Genomic DNA, 12,667 nt, shown 5'->3' on the forward strand with positions numbered 1-12,667 from the left:
AAGATTCTCTTCCGGCACCAGTTTACGGTCAGCCACACCGTAATGACAAGCGTGTAATTACTACATGTAGTAGTAGGGACCCTTATATGTAGTGGTTAGCCCCGGTTAGGCGAAGCGAATGCGGACAGCATCCCCGTGGCCCGGAAGGTCCTCGGCGCCCGACAGGCTGACGATGTGCCCGCTGACTTCCTCCAAGGCGGCACGATCATAATTGATGACCTGGACTGCGCGGAGGAATGTGGTGACGTTGAGTCCCGACGAGAAGGCCGCAGTTCCGCTGGTGGGCAGCACGTGGTTGGAACCTGCGCAGTAGTCACCCAGGCTCACGGGACTGAAATCACCTACGAAAATCGCTCCCGCGTTCCGGATCCGCGATGCAACGCTGGCGGCGTCCGCCGTCATGATTTCCAGGTGCTCAGCGGCGTAGGCATTGCACACTGCGATCCCCTGCTCAAGATCATCCACCAGGACAACACCGGACTGCGGTCCGGATAGTGCTTCCAGGACACGGGCACTGTGCTTTGTCGCTCCGGCTTGCCGAGCCAGTTCAAGCACGACGGCGTCAGCCAGTTCCGCGGAGTCCGTCACCAGGACGGAAGCTGCTTTGGGATCGTGCTCCGCCTGGCTGATGAGGTCGGCGGCTACCAAGGGGGCCTGCGCCGTGGAGTCGGCAAGAATGGCGATCTCCGTGGTTCCGGCCTCGGAGTCGATGCCTACCACGCCCTTGACCAGCCGCTTTGCCGTGGCGACGAAGATGTTGCCGGGGCCGGTGACCACGTCAACAGGCTCAATGGGTAGTTCGTCTCCGGTTCCCGGGATGCCGTAGGCAAAGGAAACAATGGCCTGCGCACCGCCGATGGCGTATACCTCGTCAATGCCCAGAAGCTTCGCTGCGGCCAGGATGGTGGGGTGCGGTAGCCCCCCGAAATCCTTCTGCGGAGGTGAAGCCAGTGCGATGGACTCGACGCCGGCGGCAACAGCGGGGACAACATTCATGATGACCGATGAGGCCAAGGGGGCCAGTCCGCCGGGAACGTAGAGTCCAACGCGTCCCACCGGAATCCAGTTCTGGCTCACGACGGCGCCGTCGCCAAGCTGTACATCCACGTTCGCAGGGCGCTGCTGGTCGGCAAACTGCCGGGCGCGGTTGATCGACTCCTCCAGGGCGGCACGGACCTTGGGATCAAGTTCGTTCAGCGCTCGGGTGAGTGCCTCTGCCGGAACCCGGGGGTGGGACTGTTCCACGCCGTCGAATTTCCTTGCCAGTTCGCCTAAAGCGGCAAAGCCCCGGCTGCGGACGTCGGAAATGATGCCCATGACCTTCTGCTCGGCATCCGCCATCGTCTGATGCTGCGCCCTAGGCACAGCTGCGCGCAGTTCCGCCAACGAAAGGTGGCGGCCCCGGAAATCGATGCTCCGGAAATTGAGGGCGTCAGTGGGGAGGGCGGAGGTATCCGAGGAAGTGGTCACCCGGCTATTTTACGGGCTTCTTTGACAGAACCCCGAACAAGGCCAGGACGAACGTGATAAAGGCGATCGCAGCGGGCCACAGAACCAATACAGCGTAGGAGCGAAGTGTGAAACCAAAGCCGGGGCCAAGGGCCGGATCCGGGGCCGGACCCCACAACTGCGCAGCCAGCAGCCCAACAAGCCACGCGACCACCGCTCCTACAGCACCGCCAATGAGGGCGAAAGCCAAGCGCCGACCAGCACCGTCCCCCTGCAGCTTTCCGTCCAGCATGACGCCGGTGGCGCACCCCGCCAGGAGCATCAGGGCTGCGAGGACCAAATCACGCGGAAGCCAGGAAACAGGATTGGCCGCACTCGCCAGATCAGGATTCCCCGAGACCAGGTTCAGTCCACCCGGAGCAAGAAGCCACCAGATCACTCCGGCCAGAACACCCAAAGCCGCCGGCAGGACCAACCACAGGACATCCTTCCGGCGCCGCGGGTTGGAGTGGAACATCGGTTCTGCGACGGCGGGGACGTGCACGGTGGGCTCGGTCATGAACTCACATTAACAAAGGTTCACGCCGACTCAACAAAATGTGGGGGAAGCCGTCCGGGAGGAATACCCTGAAGAAAAGATGTAGGGCCGCTATTCAGGAGAAAAGGCGACGTGCCAAGCGAACAATCCGGCTTCGAGCGGACTTTTAGGGAGATGTTCCGTCGGCATGCCGCTGGCGTAGCCATCATCACGGCGAACTTCAACGGAAGCCCCTTCGGTTTCACCGCCACGTCCGTGGCCTCCCTGTCTGCCGAGCCTCCCCGCTTCACGTTCAACATGGCCAGGAGCTCCAGTTCATGGCCGGCGGTGGCTAATGCGGAGTACATCGGAGTCCACATGCTGGGGTTGGAAAACCAGGCCCTCGCCAATCGCTTCGCACGGACACGCGACCGGTTCGACGGCGACCATTGGGAGCCGGGCCCGCATGAGGTGCCCATCCTCAAAGATGTCAGCGGCTGGCTCGTGGGACGAATCCAGATGCGCTTGTCTTTCGAGAACAACGCAGTGGTGGTGGTGGAGGTTGTCGACGGGCAGGTTGGCGAGGACGGCACTCCCCTGCTGTACCACAGCGGCGGTTACAGTAAACCTGCACCGCTCGACTATGAAATCTAGGTTTCCGACATCCCGGTACCCGAAAGGGACCTCATTCAGGGGGATCTAGTTATCCAGGCAGGCCGGACCCAGCAGGACTTTCAGGTCCCCGAAGAGTGAGGGACTGGGATTCACCCTCACGTGAACGGGCAAGCCCATGACCTCCACCTTCGTGTCGCCCATCAACTTGAGGCGGACCTCCGAGTTCCCCCGGTGGGTGCGCAGGACATCACGCAGATCCGTCACCACTGCCTCGGTGGCCTTGAACGTCGGAATGGTGATTACCACGGGACCATTCACGCTTTCACTGAGGTCCGGTACGGAAAGTTCCATGCAGTTCAACGTGACCGCTCCGTCATCGCGGCGCTGCAGCCGGCCCTTGACCACAACGATCAGGTCCTCAGCCAGGACCGAGGCGATGGGCCCATACACCTGGCCGAAGAACATGACCTCCATGGAAGCGCCGAGGTCTTCAATTTCCGCCCTGGCATAGGCGTTTCCGCTGGCTTTGGCAATCCTGCGGCTCAACGAGGTAATCATGCCCGCGATGGTGACTATTGCGCCGTCGTGCGGTCCATCCTCGGCGATGATCGATGTAATGGACTGTTCCGCGTGCTGACTCAGGACGCCTTCCAAACCCTGCAGGGGATGATCTGAAACGTAAAGGCCAAGCATGTCCCGTTCAAAGGACAGCTTGTCCTTCTTCTCCCACTCAGGCAGATCGGGGATTTCGGTGGTCAACGACGCTTCGGGCTCCTGGTCTTCAAAGCCCGCGAAAAGATCGAACTGGCCAATGGCCTCATTGCGCTTGAGCGTGATCACGGAATCGATCGCTTCCTCGTGGATCATCGCCAAAGCACGCCGATGGTGGCCCAGCGAATCGAAGGCACCGGCCTTGATCAGCGATTCGATGGTGCGCTTGTTGCACACCACGGCGGGCACCTTCAGGAGGAAGTCCTTGAAGGACGTGTATTTGCCTTCGGAAGTGCGCGCGGCCACCATGGCATCCACCACGTTGACGCCGACATTGCGGATGGCGCCCATGCCGAAACGGATGTCCGTTCCCACCGGGGTGAAGTTCAGGGAGGATTCATTGACGTCCGGCGGGAGGACAGTAATGCCCATTCGGCGGCACTCGTTGAGGTAGATGGCGGACTTGTCCTTGTCATCACCCACGGAGGTCAGCAGGGCGGCCATGTACTCCGGGGCGTAGTGCGCCTTCAGGTAGGCCGTCCAGTAGGAGATGACGCCATAAGCTGCCGAGTGGGCCTTGTTGAAGGCGTAGTCGGAGAACGGAAGCAGGATGTCCCACAGCGTCTTGACGGCGGCCATGGAGTAGCCGTTGTCCTGCATGCCTTGGGAGAATCCGGCGAACTGCTTGTCCAGCTCGGACTTCTTCTTCTTGCCCATGGCTCGGCGGAGGATATCGGCTTGGCCGAGCGAGTAGCCGGCCAGCTTCTGGGCCACGGCCATGACCTGCTCCTGATATACGATCAGGCCGAAGGTGCCGCCGAGGATTTCCTTGAGCGGTTCTTCCAACTCGGGGTGGATGGGAATTACTTCCTGGATCCCGTTTTTGCGCAAGGCGTAGTCGGTGTGGGCATTGGCGCCCATGGGTCCGGGCCGGTACAGCGCCAGAACTGCGGAGATGTCTTCGAAGTTGTCAGGCTTCATGAGCTTGAGCAGGGACCGCATAGGACCGCCGTCGAGCTGGAACACGCCCAAGGTGTCACCGCGCGCCAGGAGCTCGTAGGACGGGGCATCGTCGAGTTCCAGGTTTTCGAGATCCAGGTCGACGCCGCGGTTCATCTTGATGTTTTCCAGGGCGTCCGAAATGATCGTCAGGTTTCGGAGGCCCAGGAAGTCCATCTTGATCAGGCCGAGGCCCTCGGACGTGGGGTAGTCGAACTGGGTGATGACCTGGCCGTCCTGGAAACGGCGCATGATGGGAATGACGTCAATGATGGGGTCCGAGGACATGATGACACCGGCGGCGTGGACACCCCACTGGCGCTTCAGGCCCTCGATGCCCAGCGCGGTCTCGAAGACCTTGGCGGCCTCGGGATCGGTGGCTATCAGTTGGCGGAAATCTCCCGCCTCGCTGTAACGCTTTGACTCCGGATTCTGGATGTCCGCCAGCGGAATGTCCTTGGCCATGACGGCTGGAGGAAGGGCCTTGGTCAGTGTCTCGCCCATGCTGAACGGGTATCCAAGCACACGGGAGGAGTCCTTGAGCGCCTGCTTGGTCTTGATGGTTCCGTACGTGACGATCATTGCCACGCGCTCATCGCCGTACTTCTTGGTGACGTAGTCGATCACCTCGGAGCGGCGGCGATCATCGAAGTCGACGTCGAAGTCGGGCATGGAAACGCGGTCCGGGTTGAGGAAGCGTTCAAAAATGAGGCCGTGCTGCAGGGGGTCGAGGTCGGTGATACGCATGGCGTAGGCCACCATTGAGCCTGCACCGGATCCACGGCCTGGACCCACGCGGATGCCATTGTTCTTGGCCCAGTTGATGAAGTCGGCAACCACCAGGAAGTATCCGGGGAATCCCATGGACGTGATGACGCCGAGCTCGTAGTCGGCCTGCTTCCTGACCTTGTCGGGAATGCCTTGGGGATAGCGGTACTTCAGGCCGGTGTCTACTTCCTTGACCAGCCACGAGGTCTCGTCTTCCCCGGGAGGACAAGGGAAGCGCGGCATGTAGTTCGCGCCGGTGTTGAACGAAACTTCGCAGCGCTCGGCGATGAGCAGCGTGTTATCGCAGGCTTCAGGGTGATCGCGGAACAACTCCCGCATTTCCTGCGGAGACTTCAGGTAGTAGCCACTCCCTGAGAACGCGAAGCGGGAGCCGCCGTTTTCATACGTCGGTTCCAGAAGCGTGGAACCGGACTGGATGGCCAACAACGCCTCATGGGCCTTGGCATCGTGTTCATGGGTGTAGTGGAGGTCATTGGTAGCCACCAGCGGGAGGTTGAGCTCCTTGGCGAGGCGCAGGAGGTCGCCGGTAACGCGCCGTTCAATGTCCAGCCCGTGATCCATCAGTTCACAGAAGTAGTTCTCTGCTCCAAAAATGTCGCGGAACTCTGCTGCGGCCTCGATAGCCTCGCGGTAAAGGCCGAGCCGAAGCTTTGTCTGGACTTCCCCGGAGGGGCAACCCGTGGTGGCGATCAGGCCCTCGGAGTAGGTGTTGAGCAGTTCCCGGTCCAACCGCGGCCACTTACCGAAGACGGAGTCCAATGAGGCAATGGATGAAGCCCTGAACAGGTTCCTCATGCCCACGTTGTTGTAGCTCAGGAGCGTCATGTGCGTATATGAGCCACCACCCGAGACGTCGTCCTTGCGCTGGCTTTCATCGCCCCAGCGCACGCGTTCCTTGTCCCCACGGGCAGTACCCGGAGTTACATAGGCTTCCACGCCGATGATTGGCTTGATGCCCTTGTCCGTGGCCTTGCGCCAGAAGTCGAAGGCACCAAACAAATATCCATGGTCCGTCGTTGCCAGGGCCGGCATGCCCAACCGTTCGGTTTCATCGAACAGCTCACCGAGCCGGGCGGCTCCATCCAGCATGGAGTATTCGGTGTGGGTGTGCAGATGGACGAACGAATCATTGCTGGAAGTCACCACGACAGTCTACCGTCCCGGGTCCGGCAGAAGTCGGACCCGGCAGTGAAGTCTGTCTATGCGGAGCCTGTTGCCAGCAGGTCCAGGGCGTACTGGAGGTCGGCCGGATAGTCGCTGCTGACTTCGACCCAGTCACCCGTGCGGGGGTGGGTGAATCCAAGTTGGCGGGCGTGCAGCCATTGCCGCGTGAGGCCGAGGGTTGCAGCAAGGCGCGGGTCTGCTCCGTAGGTGAGATCTCCCGCGCAGGGATGCCGCAACGCTGAGAAGTGGACGCGGATCTGGTGGGTTCGGCCCGTCTCCAGATGCACCTCCACCAAGGTTGCCTTGCCGAACGCCTCGAGGACCTCGTAGTGGGTCACGGACGGCCGCCCGTCCTCGATGACGGCGAACCGCCAGTCATGGCCCGGGTGGCGTCCGATCGGGGCGTCAATGGTTCCCTGCAGCGGATCAGGCAGTCCTTGGACGACGGCGTGGTAAACCTTCTCTACCGTGCGTTCCTTAAACGCCCTCTTCAGCACCGTGTAAGCCTGCTCGGTCTTTGCCACGACCATGACACCGGACGTGCCCACATCCAGCCTGTGAACGATTCCAGCCCGCTCCGGCGCTCCAGAGGTAGAAATCCTGTAGCCGGCGCCGGCCAGACCTCCCACTACTGTGGGGCCCACCCAACCGGGCGAGGGATGTGCAGCAACCCCCACAGGTTTGTCGATGACAACGAAGTCCTCGTCGTCCAACAGAATCTTCAGGCCTTCCACAACTTCCTCCACGACTTCCAAGGGATCCGGCCGCTCGGGAACCGTGACATCAAGGGAAACACCCGCAACGAGCTTTGCCGATTTACCTAATGCAACTCCACCACTGGTGACGTTTCCCTCCGAAATCAGCAGCGCTGCCGCGGACCGGGAAATGTCCAGAAGCTGCGCCAGCCCGGCATCGACACGAACGCCTGCGAGCTCTTCGGGGACCACTATGGATTTACTCACCAGCAGGCTCCCCGGTGGCGCCACCGGCGGGCTTGGCGTTCTTGGCCGGCATGGATGCGCTCGCTCGACGCGTCCCGTTCATGCCGACACCTCGCAGCGTCAGGATGCAGATAATAACGACGCCGGACACCACGGCTGAGTCTGCGATGTTGAAGATGGCGAAGTTCGGTAACTGAATGAAATCCACCACGTGGCCCATGGCAAAAGAAGGCTCCCGGAACAAGCGGTCGGTCAGGTTACCCAGTGCCCCTCCCAGCAGCAGGCCCAAGGAAAGCGCCCACCACACCGACCCCAACTTTCGTACTTGAAAAAGGATTGCCACGGAAACAGCGGCCATAATGATGGTAAAAATCCAGGTCACATTCTCCCCTATGGAGAACGCCGCCCCGGGGTTACGGATGAAGTACCAGTGCAACAGCGGAGGGAGCACTGGAATCCGCTCACCCTCGATCATGGTGCTGGTTACCCAAAGCTTGGTGAGCTGGTCAAAAACGTAGGCGAACACGGCGAAGCCGGCAAAGAGCCAATGCAGGGCAGGACGCCGCTTACGGCGCTCGGCAGGCGCCGCCTGCGTGGCGTCAGTAGTGAAGTCGTCAGTCATAGTGCTTTCATTCGGGAAGCGTGGCGGGCTGCTGTGGGGCCTTTAACAGCGAAAGCCGGCGGCCGAGGAGTCCTCAGCCACCGGCTTTCAGAATACTTGCTAAACGTCGGCGGTTGCTTCGCCAACCTCAGGGGCGGCGACGGAGCCGCGGGCGTCGAGGTCGCGGAGCTGACCTTCGATGTAAGCCTTCAGGCGTGAACGGTAATCGCGCTCGAAGCCACGGAGCTGCTCAACCTTGCGCTCAAGAACGGAGCGCTGCTGCTCGAGGGCACCAAGGATCTTGCGGGACTTCTCCTGGGCGTCGTTGACGAGGCTGGAAGCCTCGATCTGGGCCTCGGCAATGATCTTTTCCTTCTGCTGCGCACCGTCGGAAACGTGCTTGTCGTGCATCTGCTGTGCCATGGCAAGCAGACCTGCAGCGGACTCAGCGGAAGGAGTGAGGCTGTTGTTGGCAGCGGGCGCCTTGGGAGCCGCAGCAGCCTGCTCGGCTTCCTTCTTCTTGGCAGCTTCAGCGGCCTTGGCTTCAGCTTCAGCCTTGGCCTCGGCTTCCTTATCGACCTTAACCGGGGCCGGAACCTTCTCGACGACCGGAGCCGCAGCAGTTGCAGCGGGAACGGCCGAACCGGCCTCGCCGAGCTTCTTGCGAAGTTCGTCATTCTCCTGGTTCAAGCGGCGAAGCTCCACCACGATCTCGTCGAGGAAGTCATCGACCTCGTCCTGGTCGTAGCCTTCGCGGAACTTGGTCGGCTGAAAGCGCTTGTTGACAACGTCTTCTGGCGTCAAAGCCATCTGGTCACCTCGTTGGTCTAGTTAGTCAGTAGGCCTTCCGGCCGTTCAAAACTACGGTACCTAAATATCATCTTGTTCCTCCAATTCAACACCATCGTGTTGATTTGGAGAATTTGCGGCCTTTGGACCATCGGTGGCCCGGGTTCCGCGGTGCAGCTAAGCCAGGCTGCTGGTCACTGCCATGGCAATGCTGACGGCAATAATCAGGATCAGGAAACCCAGATCCAAGGATATTCCGCCCAGTTGAAGAGGTGGTATCAGTCTCCGGAGCCTGCCAAGGGGAGGATCCGTCACGGAGTACACCACATGGGCTGTAACCAACGCCACACCCCGGGGCCGCCACTGGCGGGCGAACATCTGGACCCATTCGAAGATGAGTCGGATGATCAGGGCAATGAAGAACAGCAACAACACAATATAGATAAGGCCGAAAACAATGCCCACGAGTTAGCTCAGATCTCCCACTTGTTCCGGAATGCGGATCGGTCCCTACTATTGCAACACAGATGCCAGGCAGGTTGACCCGCCTGGCATCCACAAAAGACTGTTGTCAGCTCTGGTTGAAGAAACTGGCCTGCGTTTCGCTGGCCTTCTTGTCATCTCCGATGACCTCGACATACGACGGCGACAACAGGAAGACTTTGTTGGTCACCCTCTCTATGCTGCCGTGGAGGCCAAAAACAAGGCCGGCAGAGAAGTCCACGAGACGCTTGGCGTCGGCTTCACCCATATCAGTGACATTCATGATGACAGGAATGCCGTCCCTGAAGCTCTCACCAATGACTTTGGCATCGTTGTAAGAACGCGGGTGAACGGTGGTGATCTGCCTCAGGCCCGAGGCATCTTCGCGGCTTGACGCCGCACGCTTGATGGGTGTCACGGGTGCGCGGTATTCCTCTTCGGCATCAACAGTGGGCATTTCACGGACAACTTCCCGGACGGGAGCAGGCGCGCGGCGCTCTTCCCGTTCCTGTGCCTGGGGGCGTTCTTCGTCGTGGTGCGTGGCGACGGACTGCTCAGATTCGTAGTGTTCATCGCCGTCGGCGAGCCCAAGATAGATCATTGTCTTGCGCAGAGCGCCAGCCATGGTGCACTCCTATCATTTCTGCAGTAGGCGGGCCGCCATGACTTGACATTATTGGAACCCCGGCCCGTCATTCCAATACTTTGACGCTACCCCACGGCCGGACGCGAACCGAGAATATCCGAGCCAATTCGCAGGTGTGTCGCCCCGAACTTCACCGCGGCTTCCAGGTCTTGGCTCATCCCGGCAGAAATAGCTGTGGCAGCGGGATGCAGTTTGCGGAGTGCCCCGGAAATCCCGGCGAGTTTTTCAAACGCCGCCTCCGGATCGGCTCCCAGGGGCGCAACGGCCATCAGTCCGGACAACCGAAGCCCGTCCGCTGATTCGATTCTTCCTGCCAGTGCCTCAACGTCGGACGGGCCGGCTCCGCCACGGTGCGCGCCGGCGTCGTCATCCAGACTGACCTGAATGTAACAGTCGAGGTCGCTACGCCCCGTGGCATCCTTTTCCCGTGCGACGGCCTTGGCCAAAGCGTCTACAAGCTGCGGGCGATCTATCGACTGGACTGAGGCGGCGTACTTGGCGACCGACTTTGCCTTGTTGCTTTGAAGCTGGCCGACGAAGTGCCAACGAACATCAACGTCGGCCAGCTCAACACTCTTGGAGGCAGCTTCCTGGTCGCGGTTCTCGCCGACGTCAGTAACACCAAGTGCAGCCAAACGACGAACGTCAGCCGCGGGATGAAACTTGGTCACCACAATCAGCTTCGGTGGATCAGTTCGCCCTGCAGCGCGAAGGGCCGCCTCTATCCGCTGCCGCACCAGGCCGAGACGATCAGCTAGCTCAGCGCTACGGGCGTCACCACCCGAATCGCGCCGCGGTTCGTTGCCATATTCAAGGCTAGTCATGCGTCCACACCAAACCTGCGAATCGGCCGGTTCGGGAGTCCCGCCGGTATGAATAAAGGAAGTCATTTTCCAGGGTGCACTCACCCGAATACTCCACTGTGACATCCAGCGCGGCCAGTTGGGCCCGAACACCCGCCGGCAGGTCCAGGGCCGGAGTTCCCCACGATGTGGAAGACCAGGTTTCGGGAATCTTCTCCGCGACGTCTGCCCGCAGCTGTTCCGGGACCTCATAACAAGACCCGCAGATGGACGGGCCGAGCCACGCGCTGATATTGACAGCTCCCCGGCGTCGCATTTCTGCGACGGTAGCAGGCACAATGGCCGAAGCGACACCGGGACGGCCGGCATGGGCGGCAGCCAGGACCGGATTATCATCGGTGTCGCTACCAACGAGGACAACGGGGACGCAATCTGCCACCATGACAGCCAGGGGCTGCGGTGCACGTCGGCAATTTGTGGACGGCGCCGCGCCAGCGGAGACCATGGCATCGGCAGTCGGTCCGGCTCCATGCACGGCAATGAACTCAACGTGATTGCCGTGGACCTGGTCCATATATTGGAACTGCCCCGAATCCGGACCAACAGTGTGCAAGCCAAGCGCCTGTTCCAAACGGGCGCGACGGTCCAACACGGCCAAGGAGTCGTCCCCCACATGGAGAGCCAGGTTCCCGGCGCCTGCATCCGTGAAGGCTACAGAAACGCCGGGCCGTACTTCATTTCGCCACCAAAACACCTGGTACTGACTCTTTCGGACGTGGCTTACTTCAGGAAGTCGGGAACGTCGAGGTCATCGGACCGGCTACCCGAAAGATCGGGTTCAACCACCGCGGGAAGGTCGACGTCGAAGCCGGAGTCGGCGGGGAGGGCGGAGGGACGCTGCTGGCCCCAGTTGCTCAAACCCGCGGCGCCGATACCTGCCGTAGCGTGCTGCGGCGCGGCAGCGCTGGAAGGCGCGCTGCTCGGAGCAGCCGGGCGGTCCGAAGGCACGGGGTTCTGCGCGGGACGCGACTGGTCCATGGAAGGCGAAGTTGCTTTGACGTCATCGAAGCCTGCAGCGATAACTGTCACGCGTGCTTCATCACCCAAGGCGTCGTCGATGACGGCACCGAAGATGATGTTTGCCTCGGGGTGGGCCACTTCCTGGACGAGGCGCGCGGCCTCATTGATTTCGAACAGACCGAGATCCGAACCACCTTGGATGGACAACAGGACGCCGTGTGCGCCGTCGATCGAAGCCTCCAGGAGCGGGGAGGCGATGGCCAGTTCGGCAGCCTTGACGGCACGGTCTTCGCCACGGGCGGAGCCGATGCCCATGAGGGCCGATCCGGCGCCCTGCATGACTGACTTGACGTCAGCGAAGTCCAAGTTGATCAAGCCCGGGGTGGTAATGAGGTCCGTGATGCCCTGGACGCCGGAAAGGAGCACCTGGTCCGCCGAGCGGAAGGCGTCCAGGACGGAGACGTTGCGATCGCTGATGGACAGGAGGCGATCGTTGGGGATGACGATCAAGGTGTCGACTTCGTCGCGGAGGGCGTCAATGCCGGCTTCGGCAGAGCCTGCGCGGCGGCGGCCCTCGAAGGTGAACGGACGGGTTACGACGCCAATGGTCAGCGCACCGAGGGAGCGGGCGATGCGTGCGACCACGGGGGCGCCACCGGTTCCGGTGCCACCGCCCTCGCCTGCAGTAACGAAGACCATGTCGGCGCCGCGGAGAACTTCCTCGATCTCGTCGGCGTGGTCTTCTGCTGCCTGCTTGCCGACCTCGGGGTTTGCCCCGGCGCCGAGGCCTCGGGTGAGTTCGCGTCCGACGTCGAGCTTGACGTCGGCGTCGCTCATCAGCAGCGCCTGCGCGTCAGTGTTGATGGCGATGAACTCGACGCCCCGAAGGCCGACCTCGATCATGCGGTTGACTGCGTTCACGCCACCGCCGCCGATGCCGACGACCTTGATGACGGCCAAGTAATTCTGCGGTGCTGCCACGTTTCGTGCCCCTTGCTTGTGTCCTATAGCGAAACTGATCGAGTCCAACTTGAATCCTTGGACCTTAACCCTCTAGTTGAAGGTTATAGTTATGTCAAGTAACTCTACTGCGACGGTATTTCCTCTGGTTCCCACATGCAATCTCCGCTTGCGCGTGTC

The 12,667-nt window shown here is 61.2% G+C and carries 12 protein-coding genes; 1 reads left to right on the plus strand and 11 read right to left on the minus strand.

Translation table 11 applies throughout. The annotated features are described in order from the left end of the window. Positions 1 to 105: 105 nt before the first annotated feature. The gene (gene hisD / locus ACLRGI_RS00370; protein ID WP_419199757.1) at positions 106 to 1,470 is read right to left on the minus strand and encodes a histidinol dehydrogenase; all 1,365 of its coding nucleotides are present in this window, start codon (positions 1,468 to 1,470) and stop codon (positions 106 to 108) included. Between the two features lie 4 nt (positions 1,471 to 1,474). After that, positions 1,475 to 2,008: a hypothetical protein gene (locus ACLRGI_RS00375; RefSeq protein ID WP_419199758.1), complete on the minus strand. Its 534-nt coding sequence runs from the start codon at positions 2,006 to 2,008 to the stop codon at positions 1,475 to 1,477. A gap of 111 nt (positions 2,009 to 2,119) precedes the next feature. Here ACLRGI_RS00375 and ACLRGI_RS00380 point away from each other — a divergent pair, with 111 nt between their 5' ends. Continuing rightward, positions 2,120 to 2,620 (plus strand): flavin reductase family protein, encoded by a 501-nt coding sequence (locus tag ACLRGI_RS00380; protein ID WP_419199759.1) that lies wholly within the window; start codon positions 2,120 to 2,122, stop codon positions 2,618 to 2,620. Positions 2,621 to 2,665: 45 nt separating this feature from the next. Here the strand turns inward: ACLRGI_RS00380 and dnaE are convergent, their stop codons facing one another. The 9 genes from dnaE to ftsZ all read right to left on the minus strand — a co-directional run bounded on the left by dnaE (position 2,666) and on the right by ftsZ (position 12,508). Next, a complete protein-coding gene (gene dnaE, locus ACLRGI_RS00385; RefSeq protein ID WP_419199760.1) occupies positions 2,666 to 6,223 on the minus strand; it encodes a DNA polymerase III subunit alpha in 3,558 nt (1,185 codons plus the stop codon). Between the two features lie 56 nt (positions 6,224 to 6,279). Then, positions 6,280 to 7,206: an RluA family pseudouridine synthase gene (locus ACLRGI_RS00390; protein ID WP_419199761.1), complete on the minus strand. Its 927-nt coding sequence runs from the start codon at positions 7,204 to 7,206 to the stop codon at positions 6,280 to 6,282. Beyond that, positions 7,199 to 7,807, minus strand: a complete 609-nt coding sequence (gene lspA, locus ACLRGI_RS00395) for a signal peptidase II (protein ID WP_419199762.1) — start codon at positions 7,805 to 7,807, stop codon at positions 7,199 to 7,201. The genes ACLRGI_RS00390 and lspA overlap by 8 nt, the downstream gene beginning before the upstream one ends. 99 nt (positions 7,808 to 7,906) lie before the next feature. Continuing rightward, complete coding sequence (locus ACLRGI_RS00400) at positions 7,907 to 8,596, minus strand: DivIVA domain-containing protein (protein WP_419199763.1); 690 nt, start codon at positions 8,594 to 8,596, stop codon at positions 7,907 to 7,909. A 156-nt stretch (positions 8,597 to 8,752) separates the two neighbouring features. Then, positions 8,753 to 9,040, minus strand: a complete 288-nt coding sequence (locus ACLRGI_RS00405; protein WP_017200850.1) for a YggT family protein — start codon at positions 9,038 to 9,040, stop codon at positions 8,753 to 8,755. 106 nt (positions 9,041 to 9,146) lie between these two features. Continuing rightward, positions 9,147 to 9,683, minus strand: a complete 537-nt coding sequence (locus tag ACLRGI_RS00410) for a cell division protein SepF (protein ID WP_011774422.1) — start codon at positions 9,681 to 9,683, stop codon at positions 9,147 to 9,149. 86 nt (positions 9,684 to 9,769) lie between these two features. Further along, a complete protein-coding gene (locus tag ACLRGI_RS00415; protein ID WP_419199764.1) occupies positions 9,770 to 10,528 on the minus strand; it encodes a YggS family pyridoxal phosphate-dependent enzyme in 759 nt (252 codons plus the stop codon). After that, complete coding sequence (locus ACLRGI_RS00420) at positions 10,521 to 11,261, minus strand: purine nucleoside phosphorylase YfiH/LACC1 family protein (protein WP_419199765.1); 741 nt, start codon at positions 11,259 to 11,261, stop codon at positions 10,521 to 10,523. The genes ACLRGI_RS00415 and ACLRGI_RS00420 overlap by 8 nt, the downstream gene beginning before the upstream one ends. A 26-nt stretch (positions 11,262 to 11,287) precedes the next feature. Beyond that, the gene (gene ftsZ / locus ACLRGI_RS00425) at positions 11,288 to 12,508 is read right to left on the minus strand and encodes a cell division protein FtsZ (protein WP_011774419.1); all 1,221 of its coding nucleotides are present in this window, start codon (positions 12,506 to 12,508) and stop codon (positions 11,288 to 11,290) included. Between the last annotated feature and the right edge of the window lie 159 nt (positions 12,509 to 12,667).

The sequence above is a fragment of the Paenarthrobacter sp. PPS72 genome, assembly GCF_048537125.1.
Taxonomy (GTDB): domain Bacteria; phylum Actinomycetota; class Actinomycetes; order Actinomycetales; family Micrococcaceae; genus Arthrobacter; species Arthrobacter nitroguajacolicus_E.